Origin of the sequence: Mycoplasmopsis californica (genome assembly GCF_000695835.1) — a bacterium.
GTDB classification, from domain to species: Bacteria; Bacillota_I; Bacilli_A; order Mycoplasmatales; family Metamycoplasmataceae; genus Mycoplasmopsis; species Mycoplasmopsis californica.
In genome coordinates this window covers 429,105-452,032 of sequence record NZ_CP007521.1, presented here as the reverse complement: position 1 = coordinate 452,032, position 22,928 = coordinate 429,105, and the positions used below count along the sequence as shown (strand labels likewise).

Below are 22,928 nucleotides of genomic sequence, written 5' to 3'. Positions count from 1 at the left end.
GTATATTAAGTGAGTAAAAAATCATTTTTTATTCAATTTTGCAAAAAAACAGTAAATATAAAAAGTCATCACCAAAATACATATTTTATAATATAATTCTAAATGTAAATATAAAGGAGATGTTGAAATGGCAACAATTGAAAGAGACCCTCTTATAGCGGCAGATAGAATTCAAAAAAGGAGAGAATTACTTATTCAACTCCACGCAGAAAACCAAGAAATTTTACAAAACCCCGCATTAATTAAAAATGATAAAATGGCAGAAAAAGATTGCCAAAATATTGACTGTCTATTGAAACAAAAATTAATTTCAGAAAAAGAATACAAGCGAAGTTTAGTGATTAAAGTATTATCAATAATTTTTTCAGCACTATTAATCATTACAGCTACATTGCTAGCGATACTATTTAGTCGGGTTTTTGGTTAATGGAGACAAAATGAGTGATAAAAATTTAAGTAATAACCTTAAAATTAACACTATTGTTTTATACATAGTTTTAGTTTTTGTTGTTGTCAATTTATTATTATTAGTTTTACCCAAAATTATGGCTGTAGCAAAAGCTAAATTTACTAAACGCAGGTTTGATAAGTTGGGCAATAGCACTCAAATTCGGTTGATAAATCAATTGCGTGAAGCGGTAGAACATTTTTCAGCAAACAAAATCGGGGCATTGATTACCATTGAAAACAGTGATAATATTGATAGTTTGCGTACCGATGGAATTATTTTAAATGCCGATATTTCTTCATCTCTATTAGTTTCAATTTTTAATAAAGAATCTCCTTTGCATGATGGAGCAGTAATAATTAGAGATAATAAAATTTATTATGCTGCTACTTTTTATAAAATCTCTAAAAAATCTATTGACAATCAGTATGGAGCGCGACACCGAGCAGCGATGGGGATTAGCGAAGTTTGTGACGCTTTAACAATAATTGTCAGTGAAGAGACAGGAGATGTTAAATTTGTCAAAAATGGAACATTTTTCAAAATAAGAATCGAACAATTCCAAGAACAATTAATTAAATATTTAAAGGATTAAAATGAACGAAAGTCAAGATAATCAGGTTAAAAACCTGATTAAAAAAACAGTTATTTCTAAAGACATTAAAGCTACACGAGCTTTAATTGATGAGCATCCTTATGCTGACATCGCTTCTGCTTTAGGGGAGCTGTCTAATGATGAACAACTAACGTTTTTAAGAATGCTTAAAACAGACGATGCGGCTGAGGTTTTTTCGTATTTAGAAACAGAACAACAAACTCAATTAGCGTTGAGTTTTACTGAAGAATGAGGAATGAAATTGCTTCAGGAGCTTCAAAGTGACGAGTTAGCAGACGTTTTAGAAGAATTACCGGCCAATGTAACAAGCAAAATTATTGCTTATACACCACAAGATAAAAGAAACGAGATAAATAGAATTTTATCTTATGGTGAAGATGAAGTCGGAAGTATAATGAGCGTGGATATTTCTTATATTCAAAATACATATACTTGCGAACAAGCTTTATTCAAAATTCGCCGTGATTACTCAAAAAACAAAGCCGAACTAGTACATTATTACTACGTTGTTAGTCCGAGTCAACAGCTTTTGGGGGTATTAACGCTAGAAGAGATTGTTTTTGCTAAACCTGATGCAAAAATTGATGATATTTATTCTCCGGTAACTTCAATTAGTGCAAATGAAAAACAAGAACAGGCGGCAAAAATATTTAGCGAACACGATATGTCAGTGTTGCCTGTAACTAACAATGATAATAGGCTTATTGGGATGATAACAAGTGATGACGTAATTGATGTTATTAATGAAGCGGCTACTGAGGATTTATACAAAATGGCTGGTATTAGTGCTAAATCAAGTGATCCCGATGATTATTTAAAAACTCCATGATACACACTATTAAAAAGTCGAATTTTATGAGCCGTTTTAATTCTATTATTTTCTTCAATTATTGAAATAGCAAGTTTTTTCTTGTTCAAACAAAGTGGAACTGAATTTTTAAAAATTTCTAATTCGGTATCCTTATTAATAGCTTTTGTAATATTTATTCCAACCATCACTACAGGAATACGTAATGCTGTTGCTCAAACTAATATAACTGTGAAACGTGCTTTAACAATGGATTTAATCGAGCACAAACATATTAAGAAAGTTTTAACAAAAGAAACTTTTGTTGGGTTTATGATAGGTTTAATTTTAGCTCTTATAAATGTTGTTAAATTGTCATTATTCCTATTATCAACAGGCGATTTAACACAAAATGTCATTAAAAGTTGAACTATAATTATTTCAATTTCATTAAGCCTAATTGTAGCGATGACGCTTCTTCAATTTTTATCGGCACTTGTACCTATAATGTATTTCAAACGAAAAAAAGATCCTTCCAATTCTTCGCTTGTCTTTCTTCAATCGATTGCTGAATTGATAACTATTTTAATAATTTTCGCAATTTTTATCATCGCAACCCAAATAGTTGCTTATATATAAAAATAACACGCTTAGGCGTGTTTTAATTTGATATCGTTATTTTAATAAAAAATAAAAAAAGTTATTTTTCAGTATTCTGCATCAGTAAAAACAGCTTTTTTAAAATTTTTTATCAGCCCCGGCATTTAACTAAATGCTCTTAAAAAACAAAAACCATTCTTATTGAAATTAATAATTTAAACAAATATTATCATTTCTAGACTAAACTATCCAATATCTTGAATAGGTAACAAATTTATAATTATTCATCTAATTAAATACTTAGTATTTAGTATAATTAATCTAATTATAAAATTAATCTAAATTTGGAGTAATAATGCAAGAAAAATCTATTAAAGAGTTATTTTTAAATTCTGAAATTTACCAAAACCACGAACTTACGTTTAGTGCGTGGGTAGCTTCAAACAGAGGGAACAAGAAAATTCGCTTCCTAGCAATTAATGATGGCTCAACAGTAGAAAATTTACAAGTGACATTCAAAGGTGAAAACTTTGACTTTAATTTACTAGATCAAATACACATAGGCGCAGCAATTAAAGTGAAAGGTAGAATTGTACTAACACCCCATGCTCAACAACCTCTTGAATTAATTGCATCAGAATTTACCTTATTACGTGATACAGAATTAGATTATCCAATTCAAAAACAAGCGATAAATGTTGAAACTTTACGTGAAATTCCACATCTTAGACATAGAACAAGCTTGATTAGAACCGTAATGCTAATTCGTTCTTCATTAGCTTTAGAGGTTCATAAATATTTTGAAAATAATGGATTTTTATATTTCAACGCACCTATAATTACATCTAATGATGGAGAAGGGGCGGGAGAAACATTTGAAATCAAAGATTCAAATTTAAAAGAACCATTTTTTGGACTTAATAAAAAAGCGACATTAGGAGTTACGGGTCAATTACACGCAGAAAGCTATGCGATTGGCTTTAAAAAAGTTTACACATTCGCTCCGACATTTCGAGCCGAGCACTCAAACACAAAAAAACACGCAGCAGAATTTTGAATGATTGAACCTGAGGTTGCATTTTATGATTTAAATGATATTATCGATCTTGCGGATGATTTCTTAAAAACCGTTATTAAAAACACGATAATTAAACATCCAAAAGAATTTGAATTCTTAACAAAAAATGTAAATCCCGATTTACTGGAAACTTTGAATAAATTTATTACAACTAAATTAAGTGTTTTAGATTATAGAGATGCAATTAAAGAGCTGGCGAAAGTTAAAGATCGCTTCGAAGAGCAAAATATTCACTTTGGTTTAGATTTAGCAACCGAACACGAGAAATATCTTGCTTCCGAAATTGCAAAAGGACCTGTTGCAGTAATTAATTTTCCAAAATCGTTTAAAGCATTTTATATGCACCAAAACAACGACAATGAAACTGTTGCTTCATTTGACTTATTGGTTCCAGGTATTGGTGAGTTAATTGGAGGTAGTCAACGTGAAGTAAACTATGACAAATTACTGACAAGAGCGTTAGAGATAGGAATTTCACAAGACGAGTTGCAGTGATATCTTGATTTAAGACGCTTTGGCGATTCTGGTTCAAGTGGATTTGGCGTTGGTTTTGAACGCTTGGTTATGTATGTAACAGGCGTTGATAATATTCGAGATGTTATTCCATATCCAAGAACATCTGGCAGTATAAAAATGTAGAGGTATAAATGAAGTTATCTATTATTGTTCCTTGTGTAAGTGAGTTTAACCAACTTGAACACGTTATCGAACATCTTAAAGAGCAAAATAATCAAGATTTTGAAGTTGTTTTTGTATTGACTAAACCAAACAAAAAAGCATTTTTATTACTTGAAAGCGCATTAGAATTTTTTGGATCGCGCCTACGCTTCATTGTTAATAGCAAACGTCGTAGCATTCAAAATGATATTGGTTGTTCGATTCATTTATTACGCAATCAATATGTTTATGTTTTGTTACCTCAGTCGGAAATAAAAAATAATTTTGTCAGTACCGTAGTCAATAAATTAAGTGCTACTCCCGCTGAAATTTTAGAATTTGCGCCAAATATTACTGGTGCATTAAAATGAAAACCAAAACCTCGTTTAAAAGAGGAACATCTTTACACAATCGCCGAGGAAAAAGAAGCGATTGCTTACGCTTTCCCTTTTATTTTTAACAAAATAATTAAACGCAATTTGCTTGAACAATTTTCTAAATATCGCACTAAGGAAATTAACGATTCTCAATTTGCATTAGAATTGTTGTATTTGATTTTAGCTAATGCCCAAACATATCAATATTGAAATAAAAAATTAGTCAATGTTGACATTTTCCCATCCGCTTCGTTAAATCCAGCGAATTTCCGCTCCCAATTCAATATAATTTTGAATTACTTGCAAACACATCATATTAAATTAAATTACGAAGTAACTTACGCAATGTTGTATTTTATGCAAATAATTTTAATGGGTTGTTTAAATACCCGTGAAATTCTTGCGTCTAAACTTTTGAAATTTATTTTACCTTTTAAAGGTTCGTTTAACGAAAAACGGGCTAACAAACACCTTGCCGATTTACATCAAAACTTGCAAAAATTTCACGAAGAAAACCATGAGTTCTTCTTAACTAATATCTATATTAAAAAACAACTCAAAGAAGCAGAAATTTTACGCTCTCTGCCCAACCTAGATAAAATAGAAGATTGGTACAAAAGTCTATAATGACTCAAAAAACATTACACAAAAATTCATCTTTTTCGTTGCGTTTTTTGGCGAATTTTATTGATTTTATATTAATTTTAAGCACTATTGTTGTACAGTATAAGATTCTTAACAACTTCTTACCCTTACAAAAATCTTCGTATCAATCTATCACTGTTTGATATGCGATCCTATTTTTAATTGTTGTAGACTTATTTGTTTACACTGTTATTATCCCTTTTTTCTGTAATTTTCGCACAATTGGTCTTTTGATAATGCGGCTTCAATTACTTCAACAAGCACCAAAACATCCAATAAAATTCATTTTTCAGTTAAATACTACCTCTTTTGGTTTTGTTTGTCTGATTGTCTTTATACTTTCAACCACAATTATGCCTTGACAAATTCCCTATTTACAAAATTATGTCGAAGCAAAAAAACAAGTTCCAATAAATGTTAATATAATAAGCAGAATCATTAGCACCTTAAGTGCATTTTGGGCAGTGATGAATTTAGTTAACTACAGTTTTATTCTTGCCCGCAAGGATAAAAGAGGTATTTATGAAAAAATTTTCGCATATCGAGTTGTATATTTAAAACACTACTCAACAAGTGACAAAAATGACAAAATAAAACTTCTTCCCTACCCCACCCCTAAAATCGAAATAATTTTCGCAAAGGAGAACAATGTCGAATAACAAAACTGATAAAATACTTTTACATCTAAACACCGAGCAAAAAGAAGCGTTGCTTTATTTTGATGGCCCTTTGCGAATTATTGCGGGAGCAGGATCGGGTAAAACAAGAGTTTTAACTCGAAAAATTGCCTACTTAATTAATGAATTAGCCATTCCACCTTCGGATATCTTAGCCCTAACCTTTACTAACAAAGCTACTAATGAAATGACACAACGTATTCACCAATACACCCCACCACATCTAGATCGTGTCCAGGTTTCCACGTTTCACTCACTATGCGCAAGAATTTTGCGCGCGGAAGCATTTCATCTGAACCTGCCAGCCGATTTTCAAATTATTGATGCCACTGACCAAAAAGCTATAATTAAGCGTCTTTTACCCGATTTCGAGATGGGCGAAGAGGACGAAAGCATGGGTGTAGCTGAAATTTTACGTGTTATTTCGCTTGCTAAAAATAAAAACTATAATTCAGCTGAATTAGTATCGGAATTGAACGACCTTTATACTGAAAACATTGAATTAAATGAGCGTTTAGGCCAAATTTTTGACCGATACAACTCACACTTGCACGAGCTAAAAAGTCTTGACTTCGATGATTTAATCATTAAAACTCACGAATTATTTACCCAAAATCAGAGCGTTGCCACATTTTGGTCAAATCGCTTCTCTTATATCTTAGTTGATGAGTTCCAAGATACATCACGCATGCAATATGAAATTGTCAAAAAATTATCTGGAAGCAAAACTCAACTAACCATTGTTGGCGATCCAGATCAAACAATTTATTCTTGACGTGGCGCAGATGTTAACTTAATTTTAAATTTTGACAAAGACTTCGCAAACACTAAAACAATCATCTTAAAAGAAAACTACCGTTCAACTCAAAAAATTTTAGATGCTGCTAATAACTTGATTAAACACAATCAAAATCGCTTTCACAAGGATTTGGTTACTAATAATGCAAGTGGCGAAGATATTGAATACACTCACGCATTCAGTAATGAAGCTGAAGCGCGTTGAGTAGTACAAACAATAAATAAACTTAAAAAACAAAAAATTCAGCTAAAAAACATTGCTATTTTTTATCGTTCAAACTATTATTCTCGGCCATTCGAGGAAGAATTAATTAAGGAAAACATTAATCACCGTATTTTTAATGGGTTAAAATTCTATCAACGTAAGGAAATTAAAGATTCCTTAAGTTACCTACGACTGATTTATGATGGACTTGATTTACCTTTATTACGGATTATAAATACACCTTCACGCAAAATAGGTAAACTAACGCTTGCTCAATTGCAAAAATTTGCTGCCGAAAAGAAAATGAGCTTGTGGCAAACTTTTTTAAATTACGCAAAAGATTTACCAGTCAGCAAAGAGGTTAAAAAAAATATTGTTGACTTAATAAATAATGTAAATTACCATCGCAGAGCGTTACAATCAAATCCAATCCACTTAGTCTTAGAGAAATTTTTAAACAAAATTGGTTATTTTGAGTACCTAAACACTGATGTTGCACTCAAAGGTACAGGCAAAGATAATGTGAATGAATTAATTAGATCAATCAAAAATTGGGAAGAAAATAATAAAGATAAAGGTATTAAAGAATATCTTGAATTTGTTTCGTTGGCCTCGGCTGGCGATGATTATGATAACTCTACTAACTACGTCACTTTAATGACAGTTCACTCAGCAAAAGGTTTGGAATTTGATAACATCTTTTTAGTAGGGATGTCAGAGTACATTTTTCCAAATGTACATGCCCTAAGTAGCGCTAAAAACGAAGATCTTGAAGAAGAACGCCGTCTTGCCTATGTTGGTATAACTCGCGCCAAAAAACGTTTATTCATTTCTGATTCTCGCGGGGTTTTAATTGGTTCGCAAATTCAGAAAAAACCATCACGCTTTATTAAGGAAACGGGTATTGATATTAATAAATATATTCTTCAAAAAGAAGCTATTTCAACAAATTATGATGATATAACAGATCATAAGCAAATAAAAGAAATTAATCGTTCAATGATTCCTGGAGATATTATTTCTCACACTCACTTTGGGGAGGGGACGGTTCTAGAAGTCAATAATGATACAATTGTAGTTCGTTTCGCTGGTTCGAATATAGGACAAGAGAAAACACTGTCTAAAAATCACCCTTCAATCAGACTGTTGCGTGAGGAAGGACAATAATGCCCTCAAATCCATCATCGCCAAACTCTAATTCTAACGAAATTAAACAAGCAATATTTATTGATTCATTTGCAGTTATAACATCTATATTGTTTGCCATTTTTTTGGCTTTTTGTCTAATTTTCGCTTCTTTTATTGCATTAAGACACAAAAAAACCGCTTACCACGGTATGTCAATTTTTAAAATTAATGTTAAGGAAAAATGAGCTATCAGAGTATCCCCTATTAAATTAAGTTTTTATCACAGTATTGACCATGGCAAACACGCTCTGAGCGAAAATAAGTTCTACCATATTGAAGAATTTCTTTCTTATTTTGATAATAATAGTGCCAGTGAAATTAGAAATGTTTTACAAAGCAACGTAACTAATAAGCGTTTTCGCTTTTTAGCCACTTTAAATCGCAAGCACACAAATACGTCAATTCAATCATTTTTGAATCACCTAATTAATCTCGAAGTTGATAATTCACCTTTAAACGTCAGAATCATTGGCAAAAATAGTGACGATAGCTTTTATATAACTATTAATTGACGCAATAATTTTCATGACAGCAAAATATTTGCTAACAAGATTGAATGTCACGATATTAATGAAATAATTGAATTCCGGAAATTCAAATATTTAGGAGTTATTGCAATTAAAACTCGAATTAAAAATATCGGAAAACACGTTAGCGACAATGAAATTAAACAAGTTTATGAAATCTTGAATTTAAATAAGAATAAATGAAAATACATTCATGAAAATGAAATAATTTATTTAATTAATCCATTTATTAAAAATAATTTAGCTCTCAAAACTATCATGAAGAAGCTCCATAAAAAAGTTATTGAGATTACACCTTTATTACCATTTAACGATTTAGTAAAAAAAATTGTCTTTTCATACACAAAACCAGCTAATAATCAATCGGATATTGAATATATTCAAACATTAGCAAAATATTTATTAGTCAATAATGATATAACTTTTGGACAAAAACACTCTTCACATGACCATATAGACTCTCTAGATAAAGCAAAACTAGATCTATTTAAAGTTAAATTAGTTGATTTTGAATCTAAGATCCACGCAAGTAGTTTTATTAAAAATGATGCTGTTGTTTCGGAATTGAGCCAAAAACCAACAAATATGAGTGTTGCTTTAGCAAAAGTGGCAGGGATAAATCAAGATGATATAAACAAGTTTAAATTCTTACATCAATACAATCTGGAATTAGACGAAGCATTAGTTAAATATCATTTAGATTCAATCCAAACTGATAAAGAATTATTCATCCATACAACAGATTTGTGTCTTTTTAAAAACGTCGATACATTTTCAAAATATTCAGCAAATTACATTTTGCACACATATGACAATGAAAACGATTTCGATATAATTCAAAAATTATTACAAATAATTGAAACGCAAAAAGCCAAAATTGGGCTTTATATTACTGATATATCTACTCGACTAATTCAATTTTTACACTCAAATAAGATTGATAAGTTTATAATTTCATCTAAGTTAGCATCGCAAATAACAACAAACACAGATGTATTTTTACAGATTTTGCACTTTAGTCAGTTTTTACGTAAAAATTCAAATGCCACAATTCTGTGAGAAAACGTACCAGAAAAAATAAATAGTTATTATGCTAAAAAATTAAATATAAAATATACTTATAAAAACCAATATCTTTAAGCAAAACCTGATCAAGTTCGATTTTGCTTCGTTGCTTCAAAGCAACTACATTTAGAAATGAGGCGATATGAAAAAATTAGGAATTATATTTGACTCTTTTGTTTGCTTAACTAAAAAAGAAGCGCAAGAGCAAGGGTTTTATTATATACCGCTTTTAGCTGAAATTGATGGCAAAACTTTTCAAGACGGCATTGATTTAGATCGTCGTGAACTACTAGAAGCGATTGGTAAAACAAATAAAATTAGAACGTCATTACCTTTTCCGGGTGATATCGAAGAAGTTTTTAGAAAAGCTAGCGTTGAAAATGATGAAGTTATATTCTTTCCAATTTGTGCAAAGTTATCTTCAGCTTTTAGCACGGCTACAAACATTGCCAAAGAATTTAATAATGTTCACGTTGTTGATACCGCTTTTGTTGGTCAACAATTAATTGACGTTGCTTTATGAGCGCAAAAACACTATCAAAAACACGAAGACATTCATCGCACAATCTCGCAAATACCTACTATTATTTCTAAATCTATTTCATTTATTATTACGCCAGATATCAAATATGCAATTAATGGTGGGCGTGTGAGTTCATTCAAAAAATTTGTACTGGGTGCTTTATCAAAAATTAAAATTGCACCAATCATTCGCTTCGATATTAATGGGGCCTCAACTGCAGGAATTGGAAGAGGTCCCAAAGGTGCGATGAAGCAAATTATCACTAAATTATGTGATTTCACAGGCTTGAGTGTTGATAAAATACCTAGCGAATTCCAAATTTATACAATTAACGGAATTGATGAAGATTTTAATAAATTAGCTATTGAGATTTTCAAAGAGAATGGAATTGAATTTATGGACTTTAAATTGAATTGCTCTCCAGTAGCTATCCACACTGGCCCGCAAGCCCATTGTTATTCAGTAATTCCTAAACTTTCAAACTGAGACCTTGAATAATATCTTAGTCACGCTAAGATATTTTTTAAAAAAAGACAAAAGCTACTCTTCCACACTGCTTAAACGCAAAATAAATATAGTGGCTAATATACAGAACTATATAATAGCTTTAAATTGATTATTATATAACGAAATTCACATTTTCAACTTAATATATATTATAATTTAAGTAGATATAAAATATTGGGAGACCAATTAAAAGGAGCTATTTTGAAACGAAAATTATTACTAAGTCTTAGTGCTATCTCAGCACTTGGAGCCATTCCTATGGTAGCAGCTGCTTGTGGTTCAAGCAATGATAAGCAAGGCGAAGTACATACACAAACACAACAACCAAGTACAGTAACATATACACACGTTAAAAAACCAACAACGTCAGTTGTAAATATTCAACTTAATAAAGATTTTGTGGTAACACCTGAAAAAATAAGTTCAGTACCGAAAATCATTATGATTAATGACGGTGGAGATTTAAATGATAAATCGTTTAACCAATCAGCATGAGAAGGTTTATTGACTTTTGCCGATTATCAAGCAAAACTTCCAAAAGACAAATACGACGTTATTGAAGTTAAAAACGACCAATTTGAACAAGCTTACAACCAAGCGCTACAAGGCGGATACAAAATTTGAATCGCCCCAGGTTTTCTACACGGTAACCACATCGAAAAATGATTAAATGCAAATAAAGCAAAAGTTGAAAAACAAGGAATCATTATTATTGGTGCCGACTATGATTCTAAGTTAGGTGGTCACGGTATTTACCAAAAATTCAAGACAAAAGAAGCTGCGTTCTCAGCAGGTTATGCAGCTGCAATGTTTCTTTCTAACGAAGCAAAACCTGAAGACAGAACAGTTTCATCATTTGGTGGTGGTGCGTTCCCAGGTGTAACTGACTTTATCGAAGGATTTTACAAAGGAATTCTATATTGAAACTCAAAACAAACTGACGCAAATAAAAAAGTTCACACAGTAGCTGATAAAGTTGACTTAACATCAGGATTTGCCGTTGGTGCTGCAATGACCTCTGTAATTAAAAATGTTATAGCACAAAATGCTAAATTAATTCTTCCGGTGGCCGGTCCAGCAACAAACGTGGTTCTTTCAGAAGAAGGCTCGAAAAACAAATACATCGTTGGTGTTGACACCGATCAAGCTCTTTCAGCTTCAAAAGGAAAAGAACAATTCTTTACATCAATTTTAAAAAGTATCGGTCAATCAACATACGATACAGTAGCAACTCTAGCAACTTCTGATGATTATTCAAAAATTAAATCAAAATTAGGTAATTTTGACTTAAATAAAACCGATGGTAATTTATCAGGTGGTTACGCTGAAAACTGAGTTGATATCTCTCCTACTCATATTACCGACCCAACTAAAAAACCATTAGCGGAACAAGCGATTAAAGCTGGTAAAGAAATGTTTAATAAATTAAGTGCTGAAGAAAAAGAATGATTAGCTTCTAATAAAGCAACAATGGAAGGTGATGAAATCAGCACAGAAGGTGAACGTCTTAACGCTCTTGCTGCCGAATTAATGAAAAAATAACTACTCAATGTACGCAGTAGAATTTAGAAACATAACTAAAAAATTCCCTGGAATTATAGCAAATGATAAAGTTTCTTTTCAAGTTGAAAAAGGAACTATTCATGCTTTAATTGGCGAAAACGGGGCTGGTAAAAGTACTTTGATGTCAATTTTGTTTGGTCTATATGAGCAAACTAGTGGAGAAATCCTAATAAATGGCAACAAAGTGCTTTTTTCTGGACCAAATGATGCCAATGCCTTAGGTATTGGAATGGTCCACCAACACTTTAAATTAGTTGATGTTTATACAAACCTTGAAAATATTATTTTAGGTGAAGAATGAGCAAATGCGGCTGGTGTAATTAATCGTGATATTGCGATTAAAAAAATAAAATCATTACAAAATAAATACAACTTACAGTTTGATCTATTTCAAAAATCAGGCGATGCAACTGTTTCGACACAACAAAAAGTTGAGATAATGAAAATGTTGTATCGTGGCAATGATATATTGGTTTTTGATGAACCAACAGCCGTTTTAACTGATGAAGAAATTCAAGGTTTATTAAAATCGTTTGAAATATTTAAAAAAGCAGGCAAGACAATAATATTTATTTCCCACAAACTAAAAGAAATCCAACAAGTTGCTGATACCGCTACCGTATTACGTTTAGGTAAGGTTGCGGGTAATTTCGTTATGGCACAAACTTCCCTTGATGAGATTATCAAAGCAATGGTTGGTAATGATGTTGTTGAAATTAAAAACAACATTGAGTGTAAAAAAGAAAATGTTGTTTTCTCAATTAAAAATTTAACTACAACAAAACTTAAGAAAAATTTAAAAAATATTAACTTTAATATTCACGCTGGTGAAATTTTCGCAATTGCTGGCGTTGCTGGAAACGGGCAAGAAGAACTTGAATATGTTGTCGGCGGAATGGAAAAACCACAAAAAGGTTCGATTCATTTACGTACTTTTAATTCAACGACAAATAGCTATGAATTGACCGATATTACACGTTTAGGTGCGCAAAATCGCAGTAAATTGCACATGTCTTATATTCCAGCTGACCGTCATCATCACGGAATGATTTTAGATTTTACAATTCATGAAAATGCAGCGATTCGTAGATTGTGAGATAAGCAATTTCAATCGTCTGGCGTTTTAAGAAATAAAAATATTGCTAAATTCACTCAGGAAATTATTGATCAATATGATGTTAGAAGCTCACAAGGAGCTAAAAGTATTGCTCGCTCACTATCTGGTGGAAACCAACAAAAATTCATTGTTGGTCGCGAAATGAAAACTGAACACGATTTTATTATAATTGTACAACCTACACGGGGTATGGATATTGGTGCTATTACTAACATTCATACTCAAATCTTGGAAGAAAAAGCGAAAGGTAAAGCTATTTTGCTTATCTCATATGAATTAGACGAGGTTTTAGCATTGGCTGATACAATCGCCGTGATTAATGAGGGTAAAATTTTATCAATTAATGATTCAAAAGGTATAACGCGTGAACAAATTGGTAAATTTATGTCAGCTTCATCAGGAGAGAGTGATAATTGATTTAATCCTAACGATTTCGAAGACTCCAAAGACTCATATATTAGCAGTCTGCATAAAAAATATGCAAAACTAAATGAGCAAGCTCTTCTTAAAGAAGCTTCGATTAAATCTAGTTTAATGATTGTCAAAAAGTCAAAAGATGCTGATAAATCAGTAATTAATGAATTAAATGAGACCTTAGCTCAAATTAAAAATGAAAAAGTTAAATTAGCTAAAGAATATAAAAGCGAAATGCAGTATGCTAAAAATTCATTTGAGCAAATTTATGATAATTATGCAATCAAAAACGTAAATTCAAAAAGAGAGGAGGTAGATTATGGAAAGCAAACAAAAACCAAATATGATTGATTCTTTACGCAAAGCGAGTAATTGAGCATCAAACTTTATCCGTATGGATAAAACTAAATCCACAGGTCGTAAAATAGCTTCTTCTCTATGATCATTATTTTTTGGGGTAGTTCTATCCTTACTTTATATCATTATTAAAAAAGGGTTACAAGAACAAATATTTGTCAATCCTTTCACTGTTGTAACTACAATTTTTAGCTCATTTAATCAAGCTAATAAAGAAACTATTTTAAAATATTTCCTTGTTTTTGGATTTAGCTCGGTAGCTTGTGCACTAAGTTTTAAAGCTGGACTATTCAACATCGGAATTCCTGGTCAGATGATGATTTCTGGTGGAATTAGTTTTGCAATTTTTATTCAATATGGCGCAACTCAATATCAAGCGATTCCGGCATGATTGTTAATTATGTGCTTGATATGCTCGGTTTTAATTGCTTTTGGAGTCGGGATTATAGCAGGCGCGCTAAAAGCTTACTTAAATGTACATGAGGTTATTTCAACAATTATGCTTAACTGAATAATAATTGGGATTTCAATGATGTTATTTAGACAAAATTCAGCATCTGTTGTGTGAAAAAACTTTAGCGATGCTCAAGCTAAATACTACTTCTCAGATGATTTAAGCGGGGTTAAACCTGGTTTTGTAACCATTTCTGCACACGTCAAAGAAATATTTGTTATTTGTGGTGTGGTTGGATTATTAACTCTTGCGGCTGTAGTCGCCTTCATATTTAACTTCACAACATTAGGTTATAAAATCAGAATGCAAGGAATTTCTAAATCGAATGGTAAATACATGGGTGTCAATGACAAAATGTTAACTATGATGGTTTTAGGAGTTTCAGCAGCAATTTCAGCGATTGCAGGATTCTATTACTATGTAATCAGCGAACAAGTATTTTCAGGGATTTCGCAGCCAATTAATTTAGGTTTTGAAGCTATTGCTATTAGTCTTTTAGCCTTAAACTCGCCGATTGGCTCATTATTCTCAACCCTGTTCTATACAGCTATATATACTTCTGAGGCAAAACTACAATTATATCCTTTATACATTCGTCCAGAAGACCTTCAAGTTATTACATCTATAATTTTATATCTTGCAGCTACATCAATTATGTTCTCACAGTTTAAACCAATTCAATTTAGCACTCGTACAATTTTATTACTAAGCGATCCTCGCTATTTAAAATATAAAAAATTGGAATCCTTGTTAAAACGCAAGGTGCGAATTGTTGCTAGTTATGAGCAAAAAATTCACTTAATTGAGCAAAAAAGTAATCAAGCCAATTACTCAATTTCATTAAAAAGATTAGAAAAAATTAATGAATCTTTTGCAAATAAAATAACCAAGATTGACAACGCTATCACACAAGCAAGGATCAATTGTCAAAAAGCTGAAGAATACACTTTACAAAAAATAGTTGAAAAAAACAAAAATGTTGAATTATATCAAGCTTTAAATCTTGAATATGACTTAAATGACAACAAAAATTCTCAAGATTCAATTCCAAGTGAAATTAAAACTAATATTGAGTTAAATAACTCAACTGATTCATTTATAGACCAAATTAAACACTTGAAAAAAGAATTAGCAAAATCAACAGATAAATATTTATCGCAGGCAATGAACTACAAAAATACTGATGACCAAACAATTAAGCATTTTGAATCTATAAACGCTGAAAAAATGCGAATAAATGCTGAATTAAACAGATTAGGTATTAATGCCAAGTTCAGAATTAAACAACAAAAAACAGCACAAATTAAAGATATTAACACTGAATACCAAAATATTTACGCTTCGATAAGCGAACAAAGATCAAAATTGTATAAAGATCGCAAGCATAAACAAGGAGGTCAAAATGGCATTAACAATTAATGTTTATTCATATTTGTTAGTTTTCTTTTGCATCTTCGGTTTAGGTGCGATTAGTGGTCTTTTTTCAGAAAAAGTCGGAATTGTTAATATTGGTATTAACGGTATGATGGTTGTCGGCGCGGCTTCATATTTGGTCTTTACTCAAGTTTTAGCTAAAACATCAGGAAGTAATGAGTCGAGTGGGTGATGACAAATCCCAGCAACAATATTTGCAAGTGCGTGTGCAATGTTGTTCTCATTACTGCACGGTTTTGCAACAATTAAACTAAAAAGTGATCACACAATTTCTGGTTTTGCGATTAACCTTTTAGCATTCGGAGTTGCTATAATTCTACTTGAATTCTTTGGTAACGGTAACCGTAAACCGATTATGGGGGTTATTGAATTAAAATACGCAATACCAGTAACAACTTCGCTAAAAGTAGAAATTATTTCGTGAAAAACAATTATTACATTAGTTATTGTTGCTATTGGTGCATTCGGGTTGTATAAAACCAAATGAGGTCTAAGATTTAGAAGTATTGGTGAAAATCCGCAAGCTGCTGACGTGGCTGGAATTAATGTTAATAAATATAAATGAGAAGGAATTGCTATTTCTGGTGCTATTGCCGGAGTTTCTGGTGCAATCTTCGCCCAAACTTTCCCTTCTTCATTTAATGGTGATGTTTTAGGTTATGGTTATTTAGCACTAGCTATTATGATTATGGGTCAATGAAATATCTTTATTGTTTGTGGAGTGTCATTTGCCTTCTCATTCTTATATGGTCTTTCATTTACTGCTGGCGCTTTCATCAATTCACTTGTTCCATATTCAGCGCTTCTACAAACAACACCATACATTCTATCGTTAATTGTTATTATGATTACAGCCAAAAGCTCTCGTGCTCCCGCAGCAGCTGGAATAGCTTATGACAAATCAACAAGATAAGGAATAAATATGAAAAAGTTTCGTAAATTATTTATCCTAGGTACTCTAATGTCGATATCTGCTCCACTCGCTCTTAGTGCGTGTAGTTTAGATCAAACAATTGAAAATGATACATATGTGCAATTTAGATCTCATTCTAAAACAGAATTAAATATTCCAGATCATGTAACCAAAATTATTCCATCAGCTCTCTTTTTAAAACATAAATTGCAAAAAATTAGTGCTAAAAATATTTTTGAAATTCCAGCAGAATTATTCAATTACGCCACTAAAGGGGCCACGTCAGGACTCAAAAGCGTGAATTTCCCTTCTGTTCAAAAAGTTGAAAAAGAAACATTTAAAGGGCTTTTAAACTTAGAAGAAGTAATTATGCCAAACGTTGTCGAAGTAGAGCAAGGAGCTTTTGAAAATACTCCCAAACTAAAAAATCTGCAATTAGGCACATTAACTAAAATTGCTGATAATGCGTTCAGAAAAACAAAATCATTAATTGACACTCCTAAATTTGCCTCTTCAATTACACAGTTGCCAAAAGGAATTTTTTCTGAATCGGCAATCAAATCATTCAAAAATGAAAATATTACAACTATTGGCGAATCAGCGTTTGAAAAATCAGAAATTGAAGAAATTAATCTACCTAATGTTGTTAAGGTTGATAAAGGAGCCTTTGCCGCACTCAAATTGAAAAAAATCAATATCAGTAGTAATGCCAAAATCCACTCAGAGGCATTTGGTTCCAAGTCCTCGCAAGCACCAAAAGAACTGTTTAATAATGAAGGTTTATTAGTGTTTCAAGACACATTATTCTTAATTGATTTAGATAAAGCTAAAAACTTAATAACATCGAAGGATAAAATTGTTACTTTAACTCTCCCTGAAAACATTAAGTCTATCAACACTTTTGCTTTTAAACAACACAAAGGCAAAATTAATAAAATAATAGCTCCTGGTGTTAAATCAATAGATGATGAAGATTTTGAACAATTTAAAAAATTAGGTATTAGTGAAATAGTGCTTTTTAAAAAATCTTAATTTAGATAATTTAAATAAATTCATGAAGTAATCATGGATTTATGCTTGATTGTAAGTTCAAGTGCAACACAAATTAATGTAAAATTAAATTGTGGGGCTTGAACTTTTTTGTTTCGATTATTCTTTAAAATAAAAAAAGAAAAAAGCTCCAAATTGGCCAGGAACTTCATATGAATTATAGCATTAAAAAATATACCCATATAACAAAAAGTGATAGAGAAGCAATTAAAAGTTATTTAGAAATAAATTTATCAATAAGAAAAATTGCAAATATATTACATAAAAACCCATCTACAGTAAGTAGAGAAATAAAAAGAAATTTAGATAAATTTGGGAAATATTCCCCATTTTATGCTGATATCAAAGCCCAAAGACGTCATTATCATAAATATTATTTTAAATTTTTGAATAGTAAATATAGTGAATTTAGTGAATTATTTCTAAAAAAATTTGACAAAAAATATTATGGGGTAAAACTTACCCATAAATATATAAAAGAGAATTTTAAAATTAAAATCCCTTGCTTAAAAACAGTATTCAATTGAATCAAAACAAATAAATGAATAATCAAAAGATCAAATTTATTGCGTTCCTCATATAAAAAGGGTGGAAAAAGACATGCAAGCGTAATTAGTCGCCTTGTAACATCAGCTGATTATGTATTCCCGATATGAACAAGACCTAAATCGATAGATAATCGTGAAGAATATGGTCATTGAGAAGCTGATATGATAGTTGGGAAAAGAGCTACTGGATATAACAACATTCTTACTTTAACAGAGAGAAAAACCAGAGTCGGTTTTGCGAGTTTGATACCAAGTAAAAACCCAATGAAGGTGAATGCAGCATTAAGAAAACTCGTTTTAGAAAGACAATTAATAGTAAAAACTATAACTATTGATAATGGCATAGAATTCGAAAAAATAGGTATTTTGGCAAAATGACTTGATATAAAAATATATAGAGCTGAGCCATACGCCTCTTTTCAAAGAGGATCAAACGAACACTGAAATGGACTTATAAGACGCGAATACAAAAAAGGATTTGATTTTAATCAAATTTCGCAAGAAATATTAGACCAAATTACCAAAAGAATAAATGATATGCCAAGAGAAATTTTAGGTTGAAAATCTGCCAATGATTTATTTATCGAGGCCAACTTTTACGGCCTAGTATGATAGTCGCTTATTATCTTGCATAAGCTCTATCCGCTTACACAATCTGCCTCTTTATTTTCTAACCCCAAACCCCTTACATAAGGGGCTTTTCATCATAAGTTGTATTATCTTTTTGCAACCCCAAACCCATTGAAAAGGGGCTTTTCTTTCTTCCTAACCCCCAACCCCTTACATAAGGGGCTTTTATAGTAACTACTATTTGCAAAAAATGAGAAAAAAATCATTAAAATGTTAAAATAAAAAAGCCAAGCGCATGTGTTGCACTTGAACTTACTATTTAGGATAAATTCATGAAGTAATCATGGATTTATTTTTTTAATCTCCTTAATTAGTAATGGTAATTTATTAAGCGTTAAATTAAAGGGTATTAAAAATTGAATAAAACCAAACAAGTTATCCTTTTCATTCCAAAAATTAGGTTAGCTTAAAAATATTAATTTAACTTGTAAAACATCATAAAAAAATATTTTGGATATTTATTTTTTTCTTTATAATTTTGTTGTTATGTTAAAAGTTTATTCATTTAATCGTATTAACAATATTAAAGAAATGGCATGCTTTGCGATTTCATTTTAAGTTAATACCTGTGATTATGAATAGATAAAATTATTTAAAAATAAGAAAGCAGGTAAAAAATAAGACCTGCTTTTTATTAAAACTATAGAGGAGCTTTCTATATAAGTAAATAGCGGAGCAGGCGTGCAAAGATTCTATTGAAAGGATAAGATAGCCGAATTAGTTTTCTAGGCATAGAAAACTAATGGCAACAATTCATAACAGTTTGTTGCTCTTTGGTAAACATTGGTGCTATAGTCATTACATATTAATAAGAATAACTATTAATTTTGTAAGACTAAGCCTAAAAAGTCTTGCAAAATTTTATTTTAATGAACTTTGAAAGGCAAAAAAACATAACTTAAATAAATATTTTACATTATGGTAACTATGAAAGGACAAAAATGAAAAAACAAAAATTATTACTAACTTTAAGCGCTGTTAGTTCATTTACAAGTCTTCCTTTACTGGCTGCTTCGTGTGGACAAACGGAAAGCGCCCCTAAAAAACGAGTTTCAGACCCTTCTTATGCAAAATTAGGAGTTGTTAGAAGTGGGATAAACTCTGAATATAAAGAAACAGAGTTTCTAATGGATACATCAAATAGTTATGGTGGCTGACTTGATAAAAATAAAGAGGATACAGCTGCGTTATTAATTCGTAAAAGTTTCTCTGGTGAGCCTGTAATTGAGAAAAAAGACGTCAATGAAGGTGGAGCGATTAAAGAAGTATATGAAATTAAAAAACCTTCTGTTTGAAGATATAAATTGGAATTAGCTTCAAAAGTTATTCTAACAATGAAAGATGGAAGCAAAAGAGAATTCGATAAAGATGATGCTACCTTAGTTGAAAAACCTGTAAATGGGTTATATAAACTAGCTGTATATAAAGGTGTTTCAACTGACCCAAAAAGCATTAACTCTACAGCATTCCAAGATGCCTTAAAAGATGCAGTTGCTTTGCAATTCGAAGTTAAAAAAGGTGTAAAATGAGTAGATTCAAAAGGACATAAAACAGAATACGAAGTAGTGCCAACCGATTTTTGAATTTCGTATATGAGAACTCACTTACTTGGAGCAAAAGAAAGAGCGGCTGCGGCTAATGGTACTAACGTTGATACCAAAGCTCTTGACAAAAAAATGACTTCAATTACTTCAGAAGGTTCATCGTACTATACCGAAAAAACTAGATATCCTAACAGATACTTATTCGACTTATTTAACATTGATGCCTCTAAGATTGAACAAGAAAAAGAATTCTTGAAAGATGGTATGGTTACGTTCCATAAAAGTGAAAAAACTGATTCAGCACACTTTGAGCAATTGCTGAAACATATAACATCATCACAAGAATTTATAGCTGCTCCTAGTCAATATATTCAAAAAGTAACGGCTGAGGATAAAATTCCTACTCTGAAACCATATAAAAACAGCGACGAAGCAAAAGCATTTAAAATGGATGATATTAAAGCTATTCCTAAAGATAACATTCTATCGCGTGCTGGTATTTACTGATATGGATTTAACTGAACTGATGGATTATATGCCGGACCATACTTATATGAAGGCTACATTTCAGGATCGCAAGAAGAAAGATGAAAAATTAACCCTCATTATCATGATGCTCAATTTGTTAAATCGCCCCATTCAATTAAACAAAGCGTTTTAAAATACCAAGGATCAGGTGGTGATCCAGTTCAATTTAAAACTGTATTATTTGATGAGTATACAAAAGGAAGAGTAACACGTTTAGCTTGATCGAATATCCCTACCGACAAACAGACAGATGTAATCAAAAACCCTGAAAAATATGGAGTTTCATACACACAATCACTGAATAAAAATAGTTTAAATGCTTCTCAAGGATGAAATTTATTACCAGTGATTATTGGAGTTGAAAAACCTAATGATGCTAGCGTAGTAAAATCTGTTAAAGAAACCATTTTCTATAATGATAACTTTTCTAAATTAGCTTATGGCAAAACAGTTGAAGAAATGATAACCGACAAACTAAAAGGTCAGTCAGAATTAATTAATTTATTAACTGGAAAAGGCGTTGTTTTTAGATCGCTTTTAACTGCTGCAATCAACTTCGATTTTGTTGCTTCATTAACAACTGAAGGTCAAGCTAAAATGAATGTTATGGTTCTTGCACCTGATTCAAATATTGGTGGAAGAGACCAATCAAGTGCAGAAATTAAAACACCTCGTGACGCTTATGAAAAATTAAATACTACAACTTATCTAACCACCGATTTCAAAAAAGGAACTCCTAAGACTCAAGCAGACTACGCTTCTAACTTCGGAGCACAATCAGACGTTGATAAGCTAAAATCACCTCACTTTGAAGCATTGAAAGCTGAAATGAAAAAATTATTAGATGAAGCTGGTATTAAAGAGGATGAAAAAGTTAAGTGACAACAAACATTCCGTTACATTAACTGATCACCTACTAAGATGGAAATTATTTTTAAATTATTGCCAGGTTTATATAAAGAATTAGATCCACGTCTTGAAATGAGTGCTGTTAAATACGAACGTGCGCAGGCTGCTCAATGACTTGACCAACATGATAATGGTAGATCGCCATTCACTGCCGGAGGTTGATTATATGATACAAACTCAGTTGGTTCAGGTATTGACGGTATGTTAAGTACTTATAAAGCAACATTACCTTTCCTAATTGTTTCGCACCCACTTTCATCAGAAGAAGATAAAGCAAAACAAGCTAGATTCAAAGAAGCGTTCCCTGCATACTACAAAGCAAGTGAAGACTTTAACAAATGAATTGAGGACCAAAAAACTAAAGGCTCAATTGAATTATCAATCTCTAATCTGCATGATCTTGGCAAATTGTCATTAGGCGATTTACATAAACTTCACGAACACCTTAACACCTATAAAATTGAAGGCGACAAAATAGTTGCATTAAAACCAGAAGAACAAAAACCAACCTATACAGACTTAAGTGCTCTATCATCACGTTTCTTTAACGAATATGTTCCAACGCTAACAAACCAACAAGTTATTGATTTAGTAAATGAAATGAACCTATACTTCGGTACAGTCGTTGATGAACGTAAAACTATTTCGGTCAAAGGATTCTCAAAAAACTTAACAAATGATAACTATGCATTCCCATACACAAGTGCTGATAAACTGTGAACAACTGACGTTGAGACAAAAGTAGAATATCAACCAGTTCAAAGCTAAC

16 protein-coding genes and 1 riboswitch are annotated in these 22,928 nt (G+C 31.4%); all 16 genes read left to right on the top strand.

Going from position 1 to position 22,928, the window contains the following annotated elements; translation table 4 throughout:
• The first annotated feature begins 127 nt into the window (after positions 1-127).
• On the top strand, positions 128-427 hold the full coding sequence (locus MCFN_RS01835; protein ID WP_038561722.1) for a hypothetical protein: 300 nt from the start codon (positions 128-130) through the stop codon (positions 425-427).
• A 10-nt stretch (positions 428-437) separates the two neighbouring features.
• Positions 438-1,043 carry a diadenylate cyclase gene (locus MCFN_RS01830; protein WP_051604562.1) on the top strand — a complete coding sequence of 202 codons (606 nt, stop codon included), beginning with the start codon at positions 438-440 and terminating at the stop codon, positions 1,041-1,043.
• A gap of 1 nt (position 1,044) precedes the next feature.
• A complete protein-coding gene (mgtE, locus tag MCFN_RS01825) occupies positions 1,045-2,490 on the top strand; it encodes a magnesium transporter (RefSeq protein ID WP_038561719.1) in 1,446 nt (481 codons plus the stop codon).
• 316 nt (positions 2,491-2,806) lie between these two features.
• A complete protein-coding gene (gene asnS, locus MCFN_RS01820; RefSeq protein ID WP_038561716.1) occupies positions 2,807-4,168 on the top strand; it encodes an asparagine--tRNA ligase in 1,362 nt (453 codons plus the stop codon).
• Positions 4,169-4,176: 8 nt separating this feature from the next.
• A complete protein-coding gene (locus tag MCFN_RS01815) occupies positions 4,177-5,190 on the top strand; it encodes a glycosyltransferase (protein WP_038561713.1) in 1,014 nt (337 codons plus the stop codon).
• Complete coding sequence (locus MCFN_RS01810) at positions 5,190-5,867, top strand: hypothetical protein (RefSeq protein WP_038561710.1); 678 nt, start codon at positions 5,190-5,192, stop codon at positions 5,865-5,867. The genes MCFN_RS01815 and MCFN_RS01810 overlap by 1 nt, the downstream gene beginning before the upstream one ends.
• On the top strand, positions 5,857-8,055 hold the full coding sequence (locus tag MCFN_RS01805; RefSeq protein ID WP_038561707.1) for an ATP-dependent helicase: 2,199 nt from the start codon (positions 5,857-5,859) through the stop codon (positions 8,053-8,055). The genes MCFN_RS01810 and MCFN_RS01805 overlap by 11 nt, the downstream gene beginning before the upstream one ends.
• Positions 8,055-9,743, top strand: coding sequence for an MHO_4530 family protein (locus tag MCFN_RS01800; protein ID WP_038561704.1), 1,689 nt, complete (start codon positions 8,055-8,057; stop codon positions 9,741-9,743). Before MCFN_RS01805 ends, MCFN_RS01800 begins: the two co-directional genes overlap by 1 nt.
• Before the next feature lie 67 nt (positions 9,744-9,810).
• Complete coding sequence (locus MCFN_RS01795; RefSeq protein WP_038561701.1) at positions 9,811-10,689, top strand: DegV family protein; 879 nt, start codon at positions 9,811-9,813, stop codon at positions 10,687-10,689.
• A 210-nt stretch (positions 10,690-10,899) separates the two neighbouring features.
• Positions 10,900-12,240 carry a BMP family ABC transporter substrate-binding protein gene (locus MCFN_RS01790; RefSeq protein WP_038561698.1) on the top strand — a complete coding sequence of 447 codons (1,341 nt, stop codon included), beginning with the start codon at positions 10,900-10,902 and terminating at the stop codon, positions 12,238-12,240.
• Between the two features lie 7 nt (positions 12,241-12,247).
• Positions 12,248-14,164, top strand: coding sequence for an ABC transporter ATP-binding protein (locus MCFN_RS01785; RefSeq protein ID WP_081817281.1), 1,917 nt, complete (start codon positions 12,248-12,250; stop codon positions 14,162-14,164).
• On the top strand, positions 14,112-16,022 hold the full coding sequence (locus MCFN_RS01780; RefSeq protein ID WP_038561695.1) for an ABC transporter permease: 1,911 nt from the start codon (positions 14,112-14,114) through the stop codon (positions 16,020-16,022). The genes MCFN_RS01785 and MCFN_RS01780 overlap by 53 nt, the downstream gene beginning before the upstream one ends.
• On the top strand, positions 16,006-16,950 hold the full coding sequence (locus MCFN_RS01775) for an ABC transporter permease (RefSeq protein WP_038561691.1): 945 nt from the start codon (positions 16,006-16,008) through the stop codon (positions 16,948-16,950). Before MCFN_RS01780 ends, MCFN_RS01775 begins: the two co-directional genes overlap by 17 nt.
• 9 nt (positions 16,951-16,959) lie before the next feature.
• Entirely contained in the window at positions 16,960-17,982 is a 1,023-nt protein-coding gene (locus MCFN_RS01770) for a leucine-rich repeat domain-containing protein (RefSeq protein WP_038561688.1), read from the top strand.
• A gap of 170 nt (positions 17,983-18,152) precedes the next feature.
• Entirely contained in the window at positions 18,153-19,163 is a 1,011-nt protein-coding gene (locus tag MCFN_RS01765; RefSeq protein ID WP_038561685.1) for an IS30 family transposase, read from the top strand.
• Between the two features lie 650 nt (positions 19,164-19,813).
• Positions 19,814-19,978: riboswitch (Lysine riboswitch) on the top strand.
• Positions 19,979-20,119: 141 nt separating this feature from the next.
• Positions 20,120-22,927, top strand: a complete 2,808-nt coding sequence (locus tag MCFN_RS01760) for an OppA family ABC transporter substrate-binding lipoprotein (RefSeq protein WP_038561682.1) — start codon at positions 20,120-20,122, stop codon at positions 22,925-22,927.
• The last annotated feature ends 1 nt before the right edge of the window (position 22,928 follow it).